General features: G+C 68.9%; 20 protein-coding genes and 1 tRNA gene. All 21 read left to right on the plus strand.

The annotated features are described in order from the left end of the window. Positions 1–229 precede the first annotated feature (229 nt). The 21 genes from GXY35_03275 (at position 230) to GXY35_03375 (ending at position 22,631) form a co-directional block, all read left to right on the plus strand. On the plus strand, positions 230–2,788 hold the full coding sequence (locus GXY35_03275; GenBank protein ID NLW93610.1) for a hypothetical protein: 2,559 nt from the start codon (positions 230–232) through the stop codon (positions 2,786–2,788). A gap of 97 nt (positions 2,789–2,885) precedes the next feature. After that, the gene (locus tag GXY35_03280) at positions 2,886–4,178 is read left to right on the plus strand and encodes a UDP-glucose/GDP-mannose dehydrogenase family protein (protein ID NLW93611.1); all 1,293 of its coding nucleotides are present in this window, start codon (positions 2,886–2,888) and stop codon (positions 4,176–4,178) included. Between the two features lie 118 nt (positions 4,179–4,296). Further along, the gene (locus tag GXY35_03285; protein NLW93612.1) at positions 4,297–5,247 is read left to right on the plus strand and encodes an SDR family oxidoreductase; all 951 of its coding nucleotides are present in this window, start codon (positions 4,297–4,299) and stop codon (positions 5,245–5,247) included. 175 nt (positions 5,248–5,422) lie between these two features. Then, positions 5,423–6,529 (plus strand): DegT/DnrJ/EryC1/StrS family aminotransferase, encoded by a 1,107-nt coding sequence (locus GXY35_03290; protein ID NLW93613.1) that lies wholly within the window; start codon positions 5,423–5,425, stop codon positions 6,527–6,529. Between the two features lie 126 nt (positions 6,530–6,655). Continuing rightward, a complete protein-coding gene (locus tag GXY35_03295; protein ID NLW93614.1) occupies positions 6,656–7,453 on the plus strand; it encodes a uracil-DNA glycosylase in 798 nt (265 codons plus the stop codon). Between the two features lie 613 nt (positions 7,454–8,066). Next, on the plus strand, positions 8,067–10,283 hold the full coding sequence (priA, locus tag GXY35_03300) for a primosomal protein N' (GenBank protein NLW93615.1): 2,217 nt from the start codon (positions 8,067–8,069) through the stop codon (positions 10,281–10,283). A gap of 54 nt (positions 10,284–10,337) precedes the next feature. Continuing rightward, positions 10,338–10,691, plus strand: a complete 354-nt coding sequence (gene sdhC, locus GXY35_03305) for a succinate dehydrogenase, cytochrome b556 subunit (GenBank protein ID NLW93616.1) — start codon at positions 10,338–10,340, stop codon at positions 10,689–10,691. Further along, positions 10,688–11,029: a succinate dehydrogenase, hydrophobic membrane anchor protein gene (gene sdhD, locus GXY35_03310; GenBank protein NLW93617.1), complete on the plus strand. Its 342-nt coding sequence runs from the start codon at positions 10,688–10,690 to the stop codon at positions 11,027–11,029. Before sdhC ends, sdhD begins: the two co-directional genes overlap by 4 nt. Positions 11,030–11,043: 14 nt before the next feature. Beyond that, positions 11,044–12,750 carry a succinate dehydrogenase flavoprotein subunit gene (sdhA, locus tag GXY35_03315; GenBank protein NLW93618.1) on the plus strand — a complete coding sequence of 569 codons (1,707 nt, stop codon included), beginning with the start codon at positions 11,044–11,046 and terminating at the stop codon, positions 12,748–12,750. A gap of 34 nt (positions 12,751–12,784) precedes the next feature. Then, positions 12,785–13,489: a succinate dehydrogenase iron-sulfur subunit gene (locus GXY35_03320; protein ID NLW93619.1), complete on the plus strand. Its 705-nt coding sequence runs from the start codon at positions 12,785–12,787 to the stop codon at positions 13,487–13,489. A 28-nt stretch (positions 13,490–13,517) separates the two neighbouring features. After that, the gene (locus GXY35_03325) at positions 13,518–15,299 is read left to right on the plus strand and encodes a histone-lysine N-methyltransferase (protein ID NLW93620.1); all 1,782 of its coding nucleotides are present in this window, start codon (positions 13,518–13,520) and stop codon (positions 15,297–15,299) included. A gap of 9 nt (positions 15,300–15,308) precedes the next feature. Then, positions 15,309–15,956: a 1-acyl-sn-glycerol-3-phosphate acyltransferase gene (locus GXY35_03330; GenBank protein NLW93621.1), complete on the plus strand. Its 648-nt coding sequence runs from the start codon at positions 15,309–15,311 to the stop codon at positions 15,954–15,956. Between the two features lie 10 nt (positions 15,957–15,966). Then, complete coding sequence (locus tag GXY35_03335) at positions 15,967–17,754, plus strand: hypothetical protein (GenBank protein ID NLW93622.1); 1,788 nt, start codon at positions 15,967–15,969, stop codon at positions 17,752–17,754. Positions 17,755–17,804: 50 nt separating this feature from the next. Continuing rightward, positions 17,805–18,542, plus strand: coding sequence for an HAD family hydrolase (locus GXY35_03340; GenBank protein ID NLW93623.1), 738 nt, complete (start codon positions 17,805–17,807; stop codon positions 18,540–18,542). A 30-nt stretch (positions 18,543–18,572) separates the two neighbouring features. After that, the gene (locus tag GXY35_03345; GenBank protein NLW93624.1) at positions 18,573–19,148 is read left to right on the plus strand and encodes a hypothetical protein; all 576 of its coding nucleotides are present in this window, start codon (positions 18,573–18,575) and stop codon (positions 19,146–19,148) included. Between the two features lie 52 nt (positions 19,149–19,200). Beyond that, complete coding sequence (locus GXY35_03350; protein ID NLW93625.1) at positions 19,201–19,554, plus strand: hypothetical protein; 354 nt, start codon at positions 19,201–19,203, stop codon at positions 19,552–19,554. Between the two features lie 292 nt (positions 19,555–19,846). After that, positions 19,847–19,923: transfer RNA gene (locus GXY35_03355), tRNA-Val, on the plus strand. Between the two features lie 234 nt (positions 19,924–20,157). Continuing rightward, positions 20,158–21,090 carry a hydroxyethylthiazole kinase gene (thiM, locus tag GXY35_03360; GenBank protein ID NLW93626.1) on the plus strand — a complete coding sequence of 311 codons (933 nt, stop codon included), beginning with the start codon at positions 20,158–20,160 and terminating at the stop codon, positions 21,088–21,090. A gap of 41 nt (positions 21,091–21,131) precedes the next feature. Continuing rightward, on the plus strand, positions 21,132–21,329 hold the full coding sequence (locus GXY35_03365) for a hypothetical protein (GenBank protein NLW93627.1): 198 nt from the start codon (positions 21,132–21,134) through the stop codon (positions 21,327–21,329). A gap of 98 nt (positions 21,330–21,427) precedes the next feature. After that, positions 21,428–21,793, plus strand: a complete 366-nt coding sequence (locus tag GXY35_03370) for a hypothetical protein (protein NLW93628.1) — start codon at positions 21,428–21,430, stop codon at positions 21,791–21,793. A gap of 25 nt (positions 21,794–21,818) precedes the next feature. After that, positions 21,819–22,631: a glycosyltransferase family 2 protein gene (locus GXY35_03375; protein NLW93629.1), complete on the plus strand. Its 813-nt coding sequence runs from the start codon at positions 21,819–21,821 to the stop codon at positions 22,629–22,631.

Below are 22,631 nucleotides of genomic sequence, written 5' to 3' on the forward strand. Positions count from 1 at the left end.
CCGTCGTGCCTATGGCTATCGGGACGAGGAGTACATGAAACTCAAGATCATACAAACCTGTACCCCATGGATGGGACGCTTCCAACCATGGGCCTGGGCTCACAAAATTCCGTCATGAGCCGAAAAATTGTTTGGTTGCGGTAGCGGTCTTTGGTAGCATATGCGTCGCCCGGCGGCAGGGCCGTCTTCCGGTCCGCCGCGGGCGCGGTCGATGTGCCCTGGAGGCGTGATGACACGCGTGTTCGCTGCGGCGGCCTGCTTCTTCGCGATCGCGGGAACCGCGTGCGCAGCCACCCCCGATCCGATCGCCCAGCAGGAATCCCGCGCCGCGGAGATCGCCCGCGTCGAGGCGGCGGCCCGCGACGAGGCCGCGCGGATCGCCGCCGGCGCGGCCTCCGCGCCGGCGACCGACGGCGGGGAGCGGGACGAACCCGCGGCGGAGGCCGGGGGGGGATTCAGCCTGTTCGGCGAGGCGTACGCGGAGGAAGACGACTCCGCGGCGACGGAAGGCGAAGGGATCGAGCGGGAGGCGGCGTCCGACACGACCGTCCTCGATGACGCGGGCCCGGGGTTTCCGGCCGCCGGCGAGGCGGAGGCGGAGGAGAAGCTCCCGATCGTCGCCGACGCCGACAGCGTCGAGTTCGACCGCGAGGAGAACGTCGTCACCGGCTCCGGCAACGCCGTGGTCCGCTACAAGGACGCCAAGCTCACCGCGGACAAGATCACCGTCTACATGGAGACCGGCGACGCCTACGCCGAGGGCGATGTCAGCCTGTTCCAGGACGGGCAGTTCCTCACCGGCAAGACCATCCACTACAACTTCCGTTCCGGGAAGGGCAGCATCGGGGAGTGCCACGCCTATGCCCAGCCATGGTACGGCTACGGCAAGACGGTGCGGAGGATCTCGGAGGACGAGTACCAGATAGAGAACGGCTACGTCACCACCTGCGACTACGCGAAGCCGCACACGAGCATCCGCGCCAAGCAGATCTACCTCTATCCCGGGGACAGCATCGTCGCCCACAATCCGGTCTTCTATCTGTACGAGACCCCGGTGTTCTGGGCGCCGTACGCGAAGTTCTCCCTCACCGAGGACGAGTCGCCGCTCAACCTCTCCCCGGGCTACTCGAGCGATTGGGGCGTGTTCGTCCTCAGCGCCTTCGACATCTACAAGACCAAGAGCATCCGCGTGACGCCGCACCTCGACTTCCGCAGCAAGAACGGGCTCGGCGCCGGCGTGACCGTCGCCCACGACCTGCCGAGCGCCCGCGCCCGCGGCCAGACGGTCTTCTACTACGCGCACGACAACGACCCGGACTGGGTCCTGAACACCGACGACGACATCAAGAACCGGTACCGGGTCACCCTCGAACACCAGCAGGACCTCTCCGACGACACGACGTTCACGGTGAAGTTCAACAAGCAGAGCGACGAGGACATCATCGACAACTTCTTCCGCGACGAGTACGAGGATTACATCCAGCGGGAGAACTACGCCGACATCACCAAGGCCGAGGAGAAGTACCAGATAAGCCTTCGCGCCGAGCCGCGCTTCGACAAGTTCTACACCGTCGTCCAGCGCCTGCCCGAGTTCAGCGTGGAGGCGGTCGACCAGCGCATCAATGACACGCCGCTCTTCTACAACAGCCGCTCCGCGCTCACCAACTTCGACTACCGTTTCTCCGAGGACCCGCTCGACCAGGACGATATCGACGAGGGGATCCCCGAGCCGCCGATCCCCGACCCGATCAAGAGCCTGCGTCTGGACACCTTCCACGAGCTCTCCTACCCGAAGAAGTATTTCAAGTTCCTGAACCTCAAGCCGTGGGCGGGGTTCCGCGAGACGTTCTACTCGAAGGCCCCCGACGGCGAGTCGGGCTTCTCGGGGACCGGGGTCCTCGTGGACACCGACGGCGACGGGATACTCGACCAGGTTCTCAGCGCCCAGGATCTGGGGGCCGAGGAGAAGAACGTCTTCCGCGGCCTCTTCACGCTCGGCGCCGAGACCGGCACGAAGTTCTGGAAGGTGTGGGACTACTACAACAATACCTTCAGGATCAACAAGCTCCGCCACGTCTTTGAACCGACGCTGACCTACCAGTGGTACAGCAAGCCGACGCGGACCTACTCCGACGAGGTCTACGCCTTCGACCAGTACGACTTCTTCAACGAGACGAGCATGTTCACCCTGATGCTGCGGAACGCCCTCCAGACGAAGCGCGGCGAGGGGGAGGACGTCAACCTGTTCGACATCAAGGTCTACTTCGACATGATGACGAGCAGCTCGCGCTACGACGGCTACAAGTTCCGCGCCTTCGCCGACGACCATTACTCCTCCGCGGAGGTCACGGACGGGTTCGACAAGACCTTGAACGATGTCTTTGTCGACGCCGAGTTCCGCCCGCTGGACTGGCAGAAGCTCGACTTCGAGGGGTACCTCAGGCCCGACCCGGCGCGCCTCGACGAGTGGAACACCGACTACTACGTCTACTGCGACGATCTGGTGAGCCTGGCCCTCGGCCAGCGCTACCTCGTCGACTCCAGCAACCTGTGGACGACGGAGTTCAACGTACAGCTCAACGACGACTGGGCCGCGCGCCAGTACCTCAGGTTCGAGGCCTCGGACGGCACCTTCGAAGAGGGGGAGTGGTCCCTCTTCAGGGACCTCCACGAGTGGGAGGTGGCATTCAGCGTTCGCTACAAGGGGAGGCGGAAGGACAGCTACGGCTTCTACGTTCTCTTCTACCTTGACGCCTACCCGGATATCCCGCTCGCGACCCGCTTCTAACCCCGCCCGCACTCCTCGATCCCGCGAGACGCCGCACGGTGCGCGTCCCGGAGCGGCGGCGGGCGGCTATCGGCGCATACCGCAACCGGAGGGAAGGATGAAAAAGGTCTGCATCATCGGCACCGGCTACGTGGGGCTCGTCACCGGCGCCTGTCTCGCGGATATGAAGAACCGCGTCATCTGCGTGGACAGCGACGTCGAGAAGATCAAGATGCTCAAGCGCGGCAAGGTCCCGATCTTCGAGCCCGGGCTGGAAGAGATCATACGCCGCAACACCGCCTCCAAGCGGCTTTCCTTCACGACGAGCGTCGCGGAAGGGGTGCGCAACTCCGAGATCGTCTTCATCGCGGTCTCCACGCCCCCGAAGGCCGACGGCACGGCCGATCTGACCTCGGTTGCGATGGTCGCCCGCGAGGTCGCCGAGGCGATGGACGGCTACCGGCTCATCGTCGACAAGAGCACGGTCCCCGTGCGGACGGGCGAAAAGGTGGCCGAGACGATCAAGCGGTACAACCGCAAGAACGTCGATTTCGACGTGGCGTCGAACCCCGAGTTCCTCCGGGAGGGGTCCGCGATCTCCGACACGATGGTCCCCGACCGGATCGTCATCGGCGTCTCCTCGGCCCGCGCCGCCAAGATCCTCAAGGAGCTGTACGCGCCGTTGAAGGCCCCCGTGATCGTCACCGACATCAAGTCGGCGGAGATCATCAAGCACGCGTCCAACTCCTTCCTCGCGATGAAGATCTCGTTCGCCAACGCCCTCGCCCAGATATGCGAGCTCGCCGGCGCCAACGTGCTGCAGGTCGTGGAGGGGATGGGGCTCGACAAGCGGATCGGGAAGGCGTTCCTCAACGCGGGGATCGGCTACGGCGGTTCCTGCTTTCCCAAGGACGTGGCCGCCTTCATCAAGATCTCCGAGGAGCTCGGCTACGACTTCCATCTCCTCCGGCTCGTCGAGGAGATCAACCGCGAGCAGCGCGCGCGGTTCGTCAAGAAGATCGAGGAGACCCTCTGGATCATCAAGGACAAGACGATCGGCGTCCTCGGTCTCGCCTTCAAGCCCAACACCGACGATATGCGCAGCGCCCCCTCGATCGACATCATCGCCGCGCTCCAGCGGGAGGGGGCGTTCGTCAAGGCCTACGACCCGGAGGCGACGGCGGTGGCGCGCAGATTGATGAAGGGGGTGAAATTCTGCAAGAGCGCCTACGAGGTCGCGCGCGGAAGCGACGCGCTCCTCGTCGTCACCGAGTGGGACGAGTTCTCGAAGCTGAACATCGACCGCATCCGGTCGCTGATGGCGCACCCGATCATCATCGACGGGCGCAATATATTCGACCCGGCGGTGATGGAGGAGAAGGGGTTTATCTACAAGAGCATCGGCCGCTGACCCCGCCGGAACCGGGGAGGGGGGCCGCGGGGACGCCGGACGCGCGCCGGTCCCGCCCCCCGGCATCCCCGGGTTCCCGCCGCGGGGGAGGCGAGGCCGACCAAGAGGCGGACGTGCGATGTCCCAGGGGATCCATCTTGTCACCGGCGGGGCCGGATTCATCGGCTCCAACATCGTCGAGCTCCTGCTGCAGCGGGGGAAACGGGTGCGGGTGTTCGACAACTTCTCCACCGGACGGCGCGAGAACCTCGCGGCGTTCTCCGGGGAGATCGAGCTCGTCGAGGGGGATCTGCGCGACCCGGCGGCCGTCGAAAAAGCCGTCGCCGGCGTCGCCTTCGTCTCCCACCAGGCCGCGTTGCCGTCGGTGGTGAGGTCGGTGGAGGATCCGCTCCTCTCCAACCAGGTGAACCTCGACGGGACGCTCGCGCTCCTCGTCGCGGCCCGCGACGCGGGCGTCCGGCGCCTCGTCTTCGCCTCCTCGTCGTCGGTCTACGGCGACAGCCCGTCGCTGCCCAAGCGCGAGGAGATGACGCCGGCCCCGCTCTCCCCGTACGCGGTCGGCAAGCTCGCCGGGGAGCACTACTGCAAGATCTTCAGTTGCCTCTTCAATCTCCCCTGCGTGGCGCTCCGCTACTTCAACGTCTTCGGGGCGCGCCAGGACCCGCGGTCGCAGTACGCCGCGGTCATCCCGAACTTCTTCAAGGCGCTCTGCGCGGGAACCGCGCCGGTGATCGACGGGGACGGGGAGCAGTCCAGGGACTTCACCTACGTCCGCAACGTCGCCGAGGCGAACCTCCGGGCGCTCGAAGCCCCGCTGCGGGGAGGGGAGGTGATGAACATCGCCTGCGGCACGGCCGTCTCCGTCAACGCCCTCTACCGGATGGTCGGCGAAACGCTCGGCGTCTCCATCCCCCCGCGCCGCGGCGCACCGCGTCCCGGCGACGTGCGCCACTCGCTCGCCGATATCTCCCGGGCGAAAGAGCTGCTCGGGCTGGCGCCTGCGATCGGCATCGAGGAGGGGCTGCGCCTCGCCGCCCCGTACTACCGGGAGATGTACCGCGCCGGGTGAATCGCCGCCGCGGAGCGGCACGGATAGAAGAAGGTTTGTTTGCCCGGATCCGTGGCACGAAGCAGCATCGTCGCAGCCGTGAAGATTCGAGGCTGCCCGCGGCGAAGACACCGATGCATCCGTCGGTGCCCTCCGGTCTCTCCGCGGCGGCGTCGATCGAGAAAGGGGTTCAGCCATGGCCGTTCCGTTTCTTGACGTGACCGCGCAGTACCGCACGCTCCAGGCGGAGATCGAGCAGGCCCTCATCGAGGTGGCGCGGAGCGGGCACTACATCCTCGGGGAGCGGGGGGCCTCCCTCGAGAAGGAGCTCGCCGCGTACGCGGGGGTGCGCCACGCCGTCGGCTGCGCCTCCGGGACGGACGCGCTCATCCTGGCCCTGCGGGCGTCGGGGGTGGGGCCGGGGCACGAGGTCATCACCACGACCTACAGCTTCTTCGCCACCGCGAGCTGCATCTCGCTCGTCGGCGCGACCCCGGTCTTTGTGGATATCGACCCCCGCACCTACAACCTCGACTGGCGGCAGGTCGAGCGGAAGGTCACCGTCCGCACGAAGGCGGTCATCCCGGTCCACCTCTACGGGCAGCCGGCCGAGATGGAGCCGCTCCTGGCCCTCGCGAAGGAGTGGGGGATCCGCGTCATCGAGGACGCCTGCCAGAGCATCGGCGCCGAATACAAGGGGAAACGGGCCTGCTCCCTCGGCGACATCGGCTGCGTGAGCTTCTACCCGACGAAGAACCTGAGCGGGATGGGGGACGGCGGGATGGCGTTCACGAACGATCCCGAACTCGCGGAGAACCTCCGGATCCTCCGGGAACACGGGGCGAAGCCGCGCTACGTCCACAAGACCGTCGGCTACAACAGCCGCCTCGACGAGCTCCAGGCGGCGGTGCTTTTGGTGAAGGCGCCGCACCTCGAGGAATGGACCGCGGCGCGCCGGGCGCACGCGGCGCTCTACCGCGAGCAGTTCGCCGGGAGCGCCGTGACAGCGCCGGTCGAGCTCCCCTACGTCCGGCACGTCTACAACCAGTACGTCGTGCGCGTGAAGGACCGCGCGAAGCTCATGGAGCGCCTCAGGGCGCACGGCATCGGCTGCGCGATCTACTACCCGGTGCCGCTCCACCTCCAGGAGTGCTTCTCCTCCCTCGGCTATCGGAAGGGGGACCTCCCCGAGGCCGAGAAGGCCGCCGAGGAGACGCTCGCGCTCCCCATCTACCCGGACCTCAAGCCCGAGCAGATCGTCGAGGTTGCCGGGGCGGTGCGGGGGTTCTACGCGAAAGGGTAGCGTTTCGACGGATGGCGGGGAAAGACCGGGTGGCGTCGCGGGCTTTCGCGGATCGAACGCGCGATCTCCTTCCGCGATGAGGCGCCGTGCCGTCGTTTCGCCCGTTTCCGTGCGGCACGGATGGATATGAATGACGCCCGCGAGGAGTTGAGGGGGATCGCACGCCTCGCCGGTGACCTCCTCGAACGGCTCGCGGCCCAGGGGGTCGACCGGATTCCTCTCGGCGCGCATGCGGCCCCCGGTATGCGGGCGGCGCCGGATTCCTGCGGGCGCGGTGCGACAGGCGCTCCCCCCCCCGCCGCCCCGGCCCCGGCTCCCCCGGGGAAACGCGCGGCGCGAACCCCCGTCTCCCTCGACGCGAACGTCGCCGCCGCGCTCGCGACGATCGAGAAGACCGTCTCGAAATGCCGGAGATGCCTCCTGGCGAAGACGCGGACCCGCACCGTCTTCGGGGCCGGTTCGACGCGCCCGCCTGTGATCTTCATCGGCGAGGCGCCGGGAGCCGAGGAGGACCGGCAGGGGCTCCCGTTCGTCGGACGCGCGGGGCAGCTCCTGACGAAGATGCTCGCCTGTGTCGGGTTCGGGCGCGGGGACGTCTACATCACCAACGTCCTCAAATGCCGCCCCCCCGGCAACCGCGACCCGCAGCCCCAGGAGGTGGCCTGCTGCGAGCCGTACCTCCTCGAACAGCTCGCCCTCCTGAAGCCGCGCCTCATCTGCGCACTCGGCCGCCACGCGGCCCAGACGCTCCTCAAGACCGACACCGGGATCAACAAGCTGCGCGGCCGCCTCCACGACTACCACGGCATCAGCCTCCTCCCCACATTCCACCCCGCCTATCTCCTCCGCAACCCCGCCGACAAAAACAAGGCGTGGGAGGATCTGAAGCGGATCCGCCTTCTGGTGGACGAGAAGACGGGGTGATCCGGCGCGCGCGCCATGCCCGCGCGGATCCGGCGTTGTCAGCCCGTCAGGTCCGTCTCGCGCATGCCCCCCTCGGGCCGGGTCCGCCTCGAGACGGGGATAGGCGCACGCAACGGCTCGGGCGCGGGGTTCCGGCCGTCGCCGGATTGCTCTGGCGCCCCGCCGGGACGGATGCTAAGGTATCGTCGGGCGCCGGCGGGACAACCGCGAGAGGGGAGGATGCGGCGAAGGGAGCCCCTTTCGTCGAGGCCGTGACGAGGAGTGCCCCGGAGCCGACGACGCACACCGGGACCGTTCAGGGGCCGGCGAACGGGTCCGATTCCCGACGACGGAACGGATGCCTTCGCCATACGGCGGGATCCGGACACGGCGGTCCTGCGAGGGCTGAATCCGGAGCGGCCCTGTGTGGTAAGGCAGTCGACAAGGTCGCGGGCGAGGTCGGGCGGCTGCGCAAGGAGATCGACCGGCGGGATGCCGAGGTCGGCCGGATAGAAGAGAGGGTGCGCCTCCGATAGCCTCGCCGCGACCTTCCGTCGCATCGCATGCATGCATCCGCGCGCGTCGCATGTCCCCGCGGGATACTCCTCCTCCGCCGCGCGGGAGGCGGTGAGAGATGCCCAGATTCGCATCCGTGGTGCTCGAGATCCCCGTCGATAAGCAGTTCGACTTCCTGGTGCCGCCCGAATTCGAGGGCGCGGTGGCGCCGGGGGTCCGGGTCCGCGTCCCGTTCCGCTCCCGCGGGCTGAGCGCCTACGTCGTCTCGGTCGCGGAGGGGAGACCGCACCCCGGCGCGAAGCCGATCCTGTCGGTCCGCGACAGGCGGCCGGTCATCGGCGAGCCGGTGATGCGGCTCGCGGAGTGGATGGCGTCGTACTACTACTGCCCCCTCCCCGCGGCCATCCGCTGCATCCTCCCCTCGGGCGTGCGGGCGGGGCTCGCCGGGAAGACGCCGCTCTTCGCCGCGGCGGACCCGGCGCGCGTCATGGCGGAGGGCGGCGCCGCGGCGTTGCGCCCCCGCGCGCCGAAGCAGGCGCGGATCCTGGAGGAGCTCCTCGCGGGCGGAGGACCGCAGCCGGTGCAGACGCTCCTCCGGCGCGCCGGGGCGTCGCTCGCGGCGGCGCGCGCCCTCGAACGGAAAGGGCTCGTGACCCTCGCGCGCCGCCGCGTCTTCCGCGACCCGTGGGCGGGCGGGGAGATCGTCGCCTCCGCGCCCCTCGCCCCCACGCCCGACCAGGCCCGCGCGCTCGTTTATACGGCCAAGGCGCTCGCCCAGCGGCGCTTCTCGGTGCTGCTCCTGCACGGGGTCACCGGGAGCGGCAAGACCGAGGTCTACCTCCAGGCGATCGACGAGACGCTGAAGTTGGGCCGCGGGGCGATCATGCTCGTCCCGGAGATCGCCCTCACGCCGCAGACGGTGGAGGGGTTCAAGGCCCGCTTCGGCGCCAACGTCGCGGTGCTCCACAGCCGTCTCTCCGCCGGCGAGCGGCTCGACGAATGGGAGAAGGTGCGGGACGGGAGGGCGCGGGTGGCGGTGGGGGCGCGCTCGGCGATCTTCGCCCCCGTGCCCGACCTCGGCCTGATCGTCGTGGACGAGGAGCACGAGCGCACCTACAAGCAGGAGGAGACCCCGCGTTACCACGCGCGCGACGTGGCGGTGATGCGGGGGAAGATCGAGGGGGCCGTCGTCATCCTCGGTTCCGCCACCCCCTCCGTCGAGTCGTACCGGAACGCCCTCGCCGGCAAGTACCGCCTCTTCCGGCTCCCGCGCAGGATCGAAAACCGCCCGCTCGCCCCGGTCACCATCGTGGATATGCGCCAGGAGATCAGGCGGGCGGGCAGGATGACCTTCTTCTCCCGCCGTCTCCTCTCGGCGATGGAGGACCGGCTGGAGAAGGGAGAGCAGATCATCCTCTTCCTGAACCGGCGGGGGTTCTCCCCGATCCTCTCCTGCCGCCGCTGCGGCTTCGTGCAGCGGTGCCCCGACTGCAGCATCTCGCTCACCGCGCACCGGGAGGGGGAGACGATGTGCTGCCATCTCTGCGGCTTCTCCGGGCGGACCCCCGCCCGCTGTCCGCAGTGCGGCTCCCCCGGCATCCGCTTCCCCGGCCTGGGGACGCAGAAGCTCGAGCTGATGGTGAAGAAACTCTTCCCCGGCCGGACGGTGGGCAGGATGGACGCGGACTCGATGGCGGGCAAGGACGCCCACGCGGAGACGCTCGGGGCGTTCAAGCGCGGGGAGATCCAGATCCTGCTCGGCACGCAGATGATCGCCAAGGGGCTGCACTTCCCGAACGTGACGCTCGTCGGCGTCGTCTGCGCCGACACGGCGCTCAACCTTCCCGACTTCAGGGCGTCGGAGACCACCTTCCAGCACCTCACGCAGGTCGCCGGCAGGGCGGGGCGGGGCGCGGTGCCGGGCGAGGTGATCATCCAGACCTACGCCCCGGCGCACCCCGCCGTCACGGCCGCCGGCGGGCAGGATTTCGAGCTCTTCTACGCCAGGGAGATCGCCTTCCGGGAGGAGCTCGGCTACCCGCCGTTCAACCGTTTCGTCGCCGTGACGCTGCGGGGGAGGGGGGGGGAGGCGGTCCGCTGGTACAGCCGCCAGTTCGCCAAGGCGCTCGCGGCGGCGGCGACGCCGGGGATCAGGGTGCTCGGGCCGGCCCCCGCGCCCATCGCGCGCCTCAAGGGGCACTACCGCTGGCAGGTCGTCGTGCGCGGGAAGAGCGTCCCCGATATGAACGCCGTGCTGCGCGAGGTCACGGGGGGCCTGAAGCCGCCCAAGGGCATCCAGATTGTGGTGGATGCCGATCCGCTGGCGATGCTATAATAAACCTCCGCGTTTCCGTGCGCCCCCGGCGGGGCGGCGGGGCGGATGAGGCCGATGAGACGATACCGTTACCGCTGGGGCGAAGGGCTCTGGGCGCATTTCTTTCACCGCGTCTCGGGGATCGCCCTCGTGGCGTACCTCTCCATGCACATCTGGGTGATCCACCATCTCCAGAAGGGACCGGCGGCCTACGACCGCCTGATGGAGACGCTCTCGGGGCCCCTCTTCAGGGTGGGCGAGGCGTTTCTGCTCGCGGCGGTGCTCTACCACGGCCTCAACGGCCTGCGCATCGCCGCGATGGACGCCGGCATCGGGATGCGGGCGCACCGGGCGACCTACCGGGTCGTCTTCGCCGTCTGCGCCGTCGTCGGCATCGCGGGCGGGATCGCGCTGGTGTTCTTCCCATGAGCAGAACCGGATCGACCGGGTGGCTTCTGCAGCGGGCGAGCGGACTGCTCCTGTTCGCGCTCGTCATCGCGCACTTCGTGTTGACGCATTTCATGGGGCCGGAGAAGCGGTTGTACGCCGACGTGGCCCGCAGGTTCGCCGACCCGCTCTGGAAGGCGTTCGATCTCGGCCTGCTCACGCTCGCCCTCGCGCACGGCTGGTACGGGATCTGGGGGATCGCGCAGGATTATCTCAAAAGCGGCGCCGCGCGCGTGCTGGCCCTCGTCTGCTGCCTGACGGCGGCGCTGGCTCTCTTCTCCCTCGGCGCCGTGACGATCCTGACGTTCAGGGCGGTCTGAGGACCGGGTGCCCAATGCACCACCATCGCTACGAAACGGTGATCATCGGCGCGGGGCTGGCCGGGATGCGCGCGGCGCTCGAGGCGCAGGCGGCGGGGAGCTGCTGCGTGCTGACGAAGGTGTTCCCCACGCGGTCGCACTCCGGGGCCGCCCAGGGCGGCATCGCCGCCTCGCTCGGCAACGCGGCCGTCGACGGGTGGGAGGCGCACCTGTTCGACACCGTCAAGGGGAGCGACTACCTCGCCGATCAGGACGCCGCGGAGATCTTGGTGAAGGAGGCGCCCCGCGCGATTGTCGAACTCGAGCATATGGGGGTCCCGTTCAGCCGCACCGACGACGGGCGCATCGCCCAGCGCGCCTTCGGGGGGCACTCCAGCCCGCGCGCCTGCTACGCGGCAGACCTCACCGGCCACGTCATCCTCCACACCCTCTACGAGCGGTGTCTCCGGCGCGCGGTGGCGTTCCATTCCGAGTACCTGGTGCTCTCCCTCCTCGTGGAGGGGGACCGGTGCGCGGGGGTCGTCGCGATGGACCTCCTCACCGGCGGTCTCCACCTCTTCGAGGCGCGGGCGGTCGTCTTCGCCACCGGGGGGTACGGGCGGGCGTTCAAGATCACCTCGAACGCGCACGCGAACACCGGGGACGGCCTGAGCATGGTCTACCGGGCGGGGCTGCCGATCGAGGATATGGAGTTCGTGCAGTTCCACCCGACCGGGTTCTACCCGAGCGGCATCCTTGTCACCGAGGGGGCGCGGGGCGAGGGGGCCTACATCCTCAACGCCGCGGGCGAGCGCCTGATGAAGCGCTACGCCCCGGACCGGATGGAGCTCGCTCCGCGCGACGTGACCTCCCGGGCCATCCAGACCGAGATCGACGCGGGGCGCGGCATCGGCGGGGGCGCCTATGTGCACCTCGATCTCAGGCACCTGGGCGCGGAGAAGATACGGAAGCGGCTCCCGCAGATCCTCGACCTCGCGATGCGTTTCTCGGCGGTCGACGCGCTGAAGAGCCCGATACCGATCCAGCCGACCGCGCACTACTCGATGGGCGGCATCCCGACGGACAACGACGGGCGCGTGCGTGTCGACGCCGGGGGGGGGACGATGAAGGGGCTCTACGCGTGCGGCGAGTGCGCCTGCGTCTCGGTGCACGGGGCGAACCGCCTCGGCTGCAACTCGCTCCTCGAGGCGGTCGTCTTCGGGCGGCGCGCCGGCCTGGCGGTCTGCGCGGATCTCCCCTCCCTCGGGCGCGCGGAGGCCCCTCCCCGCGGCGCGGAGGCGGTGGAGAAGGAGCTCGCGGCTTTCCTCGACCGGCGGGGGACGGAGTCGCTCTCGGCGATCCGGGACGAGCTCCAGGAGGGGATGCAGAGGAACTGCGGGATATTCAGGTCCGAGAAGCCGCTCGGCGCGCAGCTCGACGCCGTGCGCGGGCTTCAGGAGCGCTTCACGCGCGTCCCGCTCTCCGACCGCGGCAGGAGGTTCAACACCGAGCTCGTCGAGCTCCTCGAGCTGCGCTCCCTGCTCGACTTCGCCGAGGTGATCGTCGCCGGCGCGCTCGCCCGGAGGGAGAGCCGGGGGGCCCACTCGCGCACGGACTTCCCCGCGCGCGACGACGCCGGCTGGCTGGCGCACTCGTTCGCGCGGCGCGGACCGGACGGGCCCGCGTTCGACTACGCGCCGGTGCGCATCACGAGGCACCGGCCCAAGGAGAGAACGTACTGATGGGGCTTCCCCGGAGGGGCAGGTGACCGAATCGCTGGGCGGCTACTCGTTCAAGGTGTTCCGGTACGACCCCGACAAGGGGCCGCGGCACCGCTACGACACCTTCGAGCTCGAAGTGGAGCGGGGGATGACGGTGCTCGACTGCCTCCAGAGGATCAAGGCGACCCTGGACGGGACGCTCACCTTCCGCCGCTCCTGCCGCAGCGCCATCTGCGGGTCGTGCGCGATGAACATCAACGGCAAAAACGACCTCGCATGCCACCTGCAGGTGGCGGGGCTCACGGGGCGGCGGGTGACGGTCGACCCGCTGCCGGGCTACCCGGTGATCAAAGACCTGGTCGTGGATATGGAGGAGTTCTACCGGTCGATCGAAAAGGTGATGCCGTGGCTGGTGCGCACCTCGCCGTTCCCGGACCGGGAACTGCCCCAGTCCCCGGAGGAGCGCGACCGCATCGACCTGGCCGTCAACTGCATCCTCTGCGGGAGCTGCACCTCCTCCTGTCCCTCGTTCTGGTTCAATCCCGACTACCTGGCGCCGGGGGCGCTCCTGAAGGCGTTCCGGTTCGTCTTCGACAGCCGGGACGAGGCCGGCGCCGAGCGCCTCGCCCTCGTCGACGGCCCCCGCGGCGTCTGGCGCTGCCGGACGATCTTCAACTGCGAGGAGGCGTGCCCGAAACTCCTCAGACCGAACGAGGCGATCGCCGCGCTCAAGCGGGAGATACTGAAGAGGTCGGTCTGACGGCGGGCGCGGGGGCGAGGGGGGTACAGTGAACAGAGGCGGCGCCACTGAGGCGGGGGGGGTGCGGGACGTCGAGGAACCGGAGCTGTTCCGCGACCTGTTCCCCTACGACGAGGTCCCGCGCGTGGGGTTCGAGGGGGAGGCGGTCCCGCTCGACATCCCGCGGGAGTTCTGGATCACCGACACGACGTTCAGGGACGGGCAGCAGTCGCGCCCGCCGTACACGGCCGCGCAGATCGCCCGGATCTACGGGATGCTGCACGAGCTGGACGGGGGGAGCGGGCTCATCCGGCAGTGCGAGTTCTTCCTCTACAGCCCGCAGGACCAGGAGGCGGTGCGCCGCTGCCTCGCCCTCGGCCACCGGTTCCCCGAGGTGACCGGCTGGATCAGGGCGAAGAAGGAGGATTTCCGGCTCGTCCGCGAGATGGGGCTGAAGGAGACGGGCATCCTCACCTCCTGTTCCGACTACCATATCTTCCTCAAGCTCAACTGGACGAGGAGGCAGGCGGCCGAGAACTACCTCGGCATCGTCCGGGCGGCGCTCGAGGCGGGCGTCATCCCGCGCTGCCACCTGGAGGATATCACCCGCGCCGATTTCCACGGGTTCGTCGTGCCGTTCGTGCAGGCGCTGATGCGCCTCTCCGAGGAGAGCGGCATCCCGGTCAAGGTGCGCGCCTGCGATACGCTCGGGTACGGGGTGCCGTTCGCCCATGCGGCGCTCCCGAGGAGCGTCCCGCGCCTCATCCACGGCCTGCGCCGCGAGGCCGGCGTGCCGCCCGCGCGACTCGAATGGCACGGGCACAACGACTTCCACAAGGTGCTGGCGAACGCCGTCGCGGCCTGGCTGCACGGTTGCGCCGCCGCGAACGGGGCCCTGCTGGGCTTCGGCGAGCGGACCGGAAACCCCCCGCTCGAGGGGCTCGTGATGGACTACCTCTCCCTTCGCGGCCGCCCCGCGGGGGTCGACACCTCGGTGATCACGAAGATCGCCCGCTACTTCCAGGACGAGCTCGGCGTGCAGGTGCCCCCGAACTACCCGTTCGTCGGCCTGGACTTCAACACCACCCGCGCCGGGATCCACGCCGACGGCGCGCTCAAGCACGAGGAGATCTACAACGCCTTCGACACGGTGAAGCTTCTCAAGAGGCCGGTCAGGGTGAGCATCGCCGACAAGTCGGGCGTGGCGGGGATCGCCTACTGGGTCGACTCCTACCTCGGGCTCGAGGGCGACCGGCGCATCGACAAGCGCGAGCCGGGCCTGATGAAGATGAAGAAGTGGGTCGACGAGCAGTACGCGGCGCGGCGGACCACCTGCATCTCCGACGAGGAGATGCTCCACCTCGCCCGCCTGCACCTTCCGCACCTGTTCGCGTCGGACTTCGACCGTCTGAAGACCCGCGTACGGGCGATCGCGCAGCGGCTGGTGGAGAAGGTGACGGAGTGCGACGAGGTCTGCTCCATGGACGGGGCGAGGATGCAGCCGGTGCTTTCGCGGATGCTCGAGGACCACCCGTTCATCAAGTACCTCTACGTGACCGACACCGCGGGCAGGAAGATCACCCCGAACATCGTCAGGGCGTTCGACCAGGAGAAGTACGACGCCTACTTCACCCCCGGCTTCGACTTCTCGAACCGGGACTGGTTCAAGGGGCCGATGCGGACGGGGAAGACGCACGTGAGCGATTTCTACACCTCGCTGCTGGACGGGGCGCTGGGCATCACCGTGTCGGCGCCGATACGCGGGGCGCACGGGGCAGTCGTCGGGGTCTTCGGCATCGACATCCTCTTCGAGGATATCGCCAAGATATAGGACATCGCCATGGAAAAGACGACCGGGGGGAGACTGCTGCTCCAGCGCATGCTGAGGCCGTTCTTCAGGGCGTTCTTCCGTCTCTGCGCGCGCGTGGAGTTGCAGGATTTCGAGAACCTGCCCGATCCGCCGTACATCCTTTTCTCGAACCATCTCTCCTGGTTCGATCCCCCGTTCGTGGTATGCTTCATGTCGGTCCCGGTGCATATCATGGCGATGGAGGGGCTGTTCAAATTCCCCCCGCTCGGTTTCCTGTTCCGGCGGGTGGGGGCGATCCCCGTGAGCCGCGGCAGCCTCGACCGGAGGGCGGTCGAGGAGGCGGTCGAGACGCTGGCGGCCGGCGGCGTGCTGCTCATCTTCCCCGAGGGCGGCATCCGGCGCCTCGAGAAGGGGGATCAGCTCAGGCCGGGGTTGAGCCTCATCGCCCAGCGGACGAACGTGCCGCTCGTGCCGGTCGGGATCTCCGGGTGCAGGGACCTGTATCGGCCGCTGACGGTGCTGCGCAGGGGCGTGCGGCTCACGATCAGGATAGGCAGGCCGTTCATGCTCGACGCGGTGTCCCCCCTCCGGGGGAAGAAGATGCGGCAGGCGGTGATGGGGCGCGTCAGGGCGGAGCTGTGCGCCTTGACGCGCGACGCGGCAGACCGCGCGCAGTGAGGAAACGTCGATGGCAATCTCCTTCACCAAGAAGGTCATCATCGTCACCGCCGCACTCATGCTCGTGCTGCTGCTGCTGACCTTCAAGGCAATCATGATCCGCCAGCAGCGGCTGGACTGGCTGCAGACCCTGAACCGGGAGCTCGCGCCGGATTCGCCCGAGGCGCAGGCGCCGGTGTCGGCGGCGCCGGCCTCCCCGGACCCGCTCGTCCCGCTGTTCGACGCCGCCGAGCCGACCCCCGCTTCGCCGCCGGGCACGGAGGAGAACGAGATCGACCGCGGGATCTCGGCGGTCCTCTTCGCCCTCGCCGGCTTCAGCAACTACGCCCCTGCGCGCCGCGCCGCCGCCGAGGAGGAGTTCGGGGCGCAGTTCGAGTCCCTGATCGGGAAGGCCGCGGCCGCCGAGCGGGCCGGCAATTCGAGCGAGGTGCTGAGGAAGCTTGAAACGCTCTTCCAGAAGATGGACTGCCTCGGCTACCCGTTCCAATTCCAGGCCACCCCCGCGCGCGACCGGTTCGTCGCCCGTATCTCCGCGGGCTGGCCGAAGCTCCCCTACGTGTGCCGGTGGGCCTGCATCAGGATGCTGGGCATCGTGGGAGGAGACGGGGCGCGCGGCACCCTCCGGACGGCGATGGCCGGCGGGGTGTTCGAGGACGAGGCCGCGGCGGCGCTCCTGCGGACCGGGGACCCCGAAGCCCTCCCGGTGTTGATCGACTACATCGCCCGCGGCCGGATAAAGGGCGACCGCTACCGGGAGATCCGCGAGGCGGTGCAGCGCTCGGAGGACCCGAGGGTGATGGAGGGGCTGATCGGCCTGCTCGACAGCGCCGACCCGTCCATCCGCTCGGCGGCCCTGCTGCTCGTCGAGGAGTACGCCCGCCAGTCGCGGACGGCGCCGAAGGAGACCAGTCCCTCCGACCGCCAGCTCCAGGAGAAGTGGGCGCACTGGTGGCGGGAGGCTTCGGGATCGTACCGCCCCCTGCCAGAGGACGGGAGGGGGATCGTCGCCTTGACCCTCATCACCGGGTGGGATTTCCTTCCGAAAAGCGGCCCGTTCGCCAAGGCGAGCTTCTTCGAGCTCAGCAAGGAGATCGACGCCTGTTTCCGCGACCTGCGGTCTTTGGATCTGTCCGTCCACCGCCGGGGGGAGCTCTCCCTCTACCGCATCGTCCGCCTGATGGTGGAGCACTACGAGGCGGGGGGCACGCCCGTCCGGCAGATGCTCGACCAGTATCTCGCCGTCTGCACCGGCGAGGCGCAGAAGGTCTGTCTGCGGCAGGGATTCCCCGACTCCGCGGAGCGGACCGCCTTTCTCCGGTGGGTGGAGGGCTGGATGGAGAAGGGGAAGCTGCCGGTGACCGTGTTCCTGGTCCGCCTGGCGGGGATATGCGGGGACAAGGGGAGCTCCGCCGCGCTGCTGCGCTACGCGCAGTCGTGGGTCCCCGAGGTGCGGCGCGCCGCGGCGATGTCCCTGGGGCTGCTCGGCGAACCGTGGGCCGTCGATGAGATCGCGAAGATGCTCTCCCTGAAGGATATCCCGTGGGACGAGGGGGAGAGGATGGTGGTCGGCCTCGAACGCATCGGCAACGACAAGGCGATCGAAACGCTGCTCCTCGTCCTCGCCAGGGCGAAATCGATCCTCGCGTACCAGGCGTACCTCTCGCTGCGGCGGATCCGGCGGGAGCCGTCGAAGGAGATCTCCCTCGAGGAGTTCGAGCAGCGGCGGGAGGGAGTCGCCGAGGAATACGAGCGGTGGTTGAGATCAAAGCGGGAGAGGAAGCGGCAGAAGCAGGGCTGACGCCGATCGCGTCCGACGGCGGTGGCGCCCCATACACGCGGAGGGACCGAATGGCCACGCGAATGCAGGCGGTGATCTTCGACAACGACAACACCATCGCGAAGATCTACCCGAACCCGAAGATCTACTGGAAGGACGTCTTCGTCAAGACCGTCGAGGAGTGCGGCGGGTCCGTTCCGAAGGGGAGGGAGGAGGAGTACATGCTCTCCTACTTCACGAACAAGGGGTTCCTGGAGAAGCTCGAGACGATCGGCCTGAAGACGACCTGGGCCCATTTCCAGAAGGCCAAGGGCGTCGTGGATGAGCGGGAGCGCGTGCGCTACATACGGGCGGGGAGTTCGAAGCTGTTCCCCGACGCGGTGGCGCTGTTGCGCGCGCTCGGCGAGAAACGGGTCAAGTACGGCGTGGCGACGTTCACGACGAAGACCGTGGTTCTGGAGGCGTTCAAGCAGGTCCCCGGCCTCCTGCCGCCGGACGCGTTCTTCGACTGGAACGATTCGCTCAGGGACAGGCTCGAGAAGCCAGACCCCCGCATCGCGAAGATCGTCCTCGAGAAGCTGCGGGTTTCGCCGAAGCGGGCGCTGATGGTCGGCGACCGGCTCACCGACGTGCAGATGGGCAACATGGCCGGGATGTGGACGGTGCTCGTGAAACGGCGCGCTGAGGACGGGGACCTCGTGGGCCAGATGGAGCGCGAGATAGAGACGGCGCGACGGGACCCGGAGATGTCGCACCGCGTGCCGGATTACCAGGTGACGGATCTGAGGCAGGTGCTCGATCTCCTCTGACGCGAAAAGGCGGGGGCGCCGGGAGAACGTATGATGAATCTGAAAGAGCAGGAGGATCTCCTCGCCAAGGTGGAGAAGGCGAAGGAGCAGATCGCGCGGCTTCGCAAGCAGCAGGAGGATCTCGAGCGCGAGAAGGCCGCGCTCGAAGACCTCGGACAGCGCCAGGAGGAGTGGCACCGGGGCAGGAAGGAGCTCTCCGACCGCCTCCTGAAGTCCCTCGCCGTGCTCGAGAGCGAGGAGGCGGCGCTCGCCCGCCGCGCGGCGCTTGTCCGGGACACGCGCGAGGGCTTCGCCAGGACGGTCGAGGAGCTCGCCTCGATCCGGGAGGATCGCTGGACGCAGGCGACGCTCAAGGAGGAGCTCACCCGCGCGCTCGTCCTCCTCCATCGCGGCCGCACGGAGCTGAGCGAGGCGCGGGCGCGCATCCGCGCCCTCGAGGGAAGGCCCGCGCACGACGGCGCGGAGGACGAGGCGGTGGCGGTCGCGGGGCCGCCGCCGTCGCTGCGCCCGCTCGGGGCGGGGGAGCTGCTGAGGATCGGCTTCTGGCTCCTTCTCCCCGCGGCGGTGATGGCCGCCGCGATCGCCCTCCTGGTGATCTTTCTGTAGCGCGTCGCCGGTTCGATCCGTTCGATTGCCGGTGGAAAGGGAGCGCCGAGCCATGCGTTGGCCGCATCTGTTTCGCCGCCGTCCCGCCTCCCGGGAGCTCAGGGAGCTGGACCACCGCATCGCCGAGATCAGCCGGGAGATACGCCGGCTGGACCGCTTCATCCTGAACCCGAAACCGAGGCGTAAACTCAAGGAGACCGCGGGCCCCCGCTTTTTGGGGCCCGCCGTCATCCCTGACTCCAAGAGGCGTTTCGTGAGCTACCTCAGCGCCGGGAGCTTCGGCACGATCGGCCTGCGCAAGCACGAGCAGCGCGCCGCGAAGGTCAAGGCGGCGATCGCGATGGCCGTCATCATCCTCGGGACGTTCATCCTTGCATACGCGTTCCTCATCCCCCTTTTCCGCTAAAACGTTTGCGGAGCGGCCCGTTCCGTCGTATACTGTACACCGGGCCCGCGGGAGGTCCCCGGTCGCGACGGGGTTCGGTCCCCGGGCCGGATTTCTCCGTGGGTGGCGGGGTTTCGCGGCGCATCGAACGGAAGATCGCGGGATGCGTCGTCGGCTCGTCTGCGGGGCGTAGGGATGTTTTGCGCCGGCGGAGCGGCGGGGGCGGGCGTGGGCCGCCCCAAAACAAAGGCGCCGGGACGCGGCGCGGAACAAGGTTTCCACGGGGCGGGGGTCGGGCCGCCCCGTAAGGTCGGGGCGATTAGCTCAGTTGGCTAGAGCGCTTGCTCGACACGCAAGAGGTCACAGGTTCGAATCCTGTATCGCCCACCAGTACCACGGGTTCAGGTCGCTCGTGTGCGGCATCCGGGGACGCGGCGGAGTCGGAACCCCGCGACGGATCGACGGAAGAGGGGCAGGGCGCTGCCGGGTGGCCGGCGGAGCGGCGCAACAGGGTGGCGGGGGGGCGCGATGACCCTGCTTCTGACGGGGCACCTGTCGGGAGCGGGGCTTTTTTCTGGCGCGGGGCGTCCCGAGGAGGCGGCCCGCGGGGCGGAGGGAGACGCCATGGGTTCGGGGAACAGATCGAAACAAAGCCCTACGCGGAAACGGCGGGGGACGCCCGTGCGCCTTCTCGACGATTTCACCGCGTCTGCCGCCGCGCTGCTCGACAGGGTGCGCAGGCGCGCCCCGCTCATCCATAACATCACCAACCTCGTGGCGATGGAGTCCTCCGCCAACATCCTGCTGGCACTGGGCGCCTCGCCGGTGATGGCCCACGCCGGGAGCGAGGTGGAGGAGATGGCGTCGCGCGCCGATGCCCTCGTGCTCAATATCGGCACGCTCGACGAACGGTGGGTCGAGTCGATGGTTTTGGCGGCAGCGGCGGCCGACGCCAAGGGGATCCCGGTGGTCCTCGACCCGGTCGGCGCCGGGGCGACCGCGATGCGGACGAGGGCGGCGCGAAGGATCCTGCGCGACGCCCGCGTCTCCGTCGTCCGGTGCAACGCCTCCGAGCTGCTCGCCGTCGTTTCGGGGCACGCGAAGACGCGGGGGGTCGATTCCGCGGACCGGGTTACCGCCCGGGTGCGCCGCGCGGCCGACGCCCTGGCGCGCGAACGGGGGTGCGTCGTCGCGGTTTCCGGGGAGCGGGATCTCGTCACCGACGGGAGGCGGGCGTTTTGCATCGGCAACGGCCACCCGGCGATGACCCGCGTCACCGGGATCGGGTGCGGCCTGTCGGCGGCCACGGCGGCGTTCTGCGCGGTCGCGGACGGGGATTTCACGATCGCCGCTGCCGCGGCCTTCGGCGTCTACGGGATATGCGGCCAGACGGCGGCGAAAACCAGCGCGGGGCCCGGCAGCTTTCCGGCCGCGTTCATCGACGCCCTCCATGCAGTCGGGGAGGCAGAGATTCGCCGCCATCTCGCCGTGGAGCCCGCGCGGCGGCAAGAGTTGCGCGGCGGAGAGACGGCGGGGACAGGCATGCCGGTTTCGTAGTACAATGGCCCACGCAACGGTCAACGGGAGGGGGTGATCAGATGGGAAGACGCGGTCCCGAAAGCTACATGAAGCGGCAGAAGGAGCTCAAGCGCAAGCAGAAGGCGATGGAGAAGATGGCCCGGCGGCAGGCCAGGAAGCAGCAGAAAGCCGAGGGGGCACCGGCGGCGACGGAGGAGGCGGGGATCCCCGCGGAGGAGCAGGCGGCGCAGGAGCACGAGTTCCAGCCTCTCGAATAACCGGCCTCGCGGGATCCGGCGGGGGATGCGCCGGTTCCCGGAAACGGCGCGCGCGGCCGAGGGCGGGGATTCCGCGGGTCTGCGTCGAGGCGGCTGCCGTGTGCCTGGCGGGCGCGGCGGGCTGCGGCGCGGCCGGGATGCGTCTCTACCGCGCACAGGCTCACAAGGCGCAGCTCGGCGGCGTCCCTCTCGCGCGGGTGCGGTGCGCGTTCTGCAAGGGCCGGTGCTTCATGATGCTCGCCGAGTTCCGGGGGCGGAACGCCTTCGATTGGATCGGCCCCCTGCCCGACGGGCGTCACGGGACCGGTCCCGGGACCCCCGAGCCGGGGGTGAGGAGCTGGATCGGGGGGCGAGTCGACATCCTGCCCTTGGAGTGCGGCAGGCCGGCGTACGTCTGCAAGCCGATCGACGCCGGGAAGTCCAAGGACGAGAGGGAGAAACGCGCGCGGGTGACGGGGGCGTAGCACCCGCCGCGCGAAGGGGGAGACGATGGGAGCGCCGGCGCCGCGGGTCGTGGTCGTGATGCCCGCCTACAACGCGGCCAAAACCCTCGAACAGACCTACCGGGACATTCCGAGGGACGCCGTCCATCGGATCATCCTCGTGGACGACGTGAGCCGGGACGAGACGGTCGAGATCGCCCGCCGTCTCGGCGTGAAGGTCGTCGTGCACATGCAGAACATGGGGTACGGCGGCAACCAGAAGACCTGCTACCTCGAGGCGCTCAGGGACGGCGCCGACATCGTCGTGATGCTGCACCCGGACTACCAGTACGACTCGCGTCTGATCCCGCGGATGATCGCGCCGATCGCCGAGGGGCGCTGCGACATGGTGCTCGGCTTGCGGATGCTCGACGGCGGGGCGCGCGCCGGGGGGATGCCGGTCTACAAGATCGTCTTCAACCGGGCGCTCACCGCCTTCCAGAGCCTCGTCTACCGTCAGAGGTTCACCGACCTCCACACCGGCTTCAGGGCGTATCGCCGGGCGCTCCTCGAGACCGTTCCGTTCCTCCTCAACTCCGACGACTTCGTCTTCGACTCTGAGATGATCGCGCAGGCGTTCGCCTACGGCTTCAGGATCGGGGAGGTTCCGGTGCCGGCCCGCTATTTTCCGGAGGCCTCGTCCGTGAATTTTTCGGTGAGTTTGCGCTACGGGATCAAGACGCTCGGGGTGATGGCGAACTACGCGGCGCACGCCGCCGGCCTCGCCCGCCCGCGGCGGTTCCGGCTGCGTCTGAGTCAGATCGTGAGTCAGCACCACCACGAGGGGCTCTTCAGGGACACGCCCCCCACGGAGGCATAG

Source organism: Chlamydiota bacterium, assembly GCA_012729785.1.
Taxonomy (GTDB): domain Bacteria; phylum Auribacterota; class Tritonobacteria; order UBA1439; family UBA1439; genus UBA1439.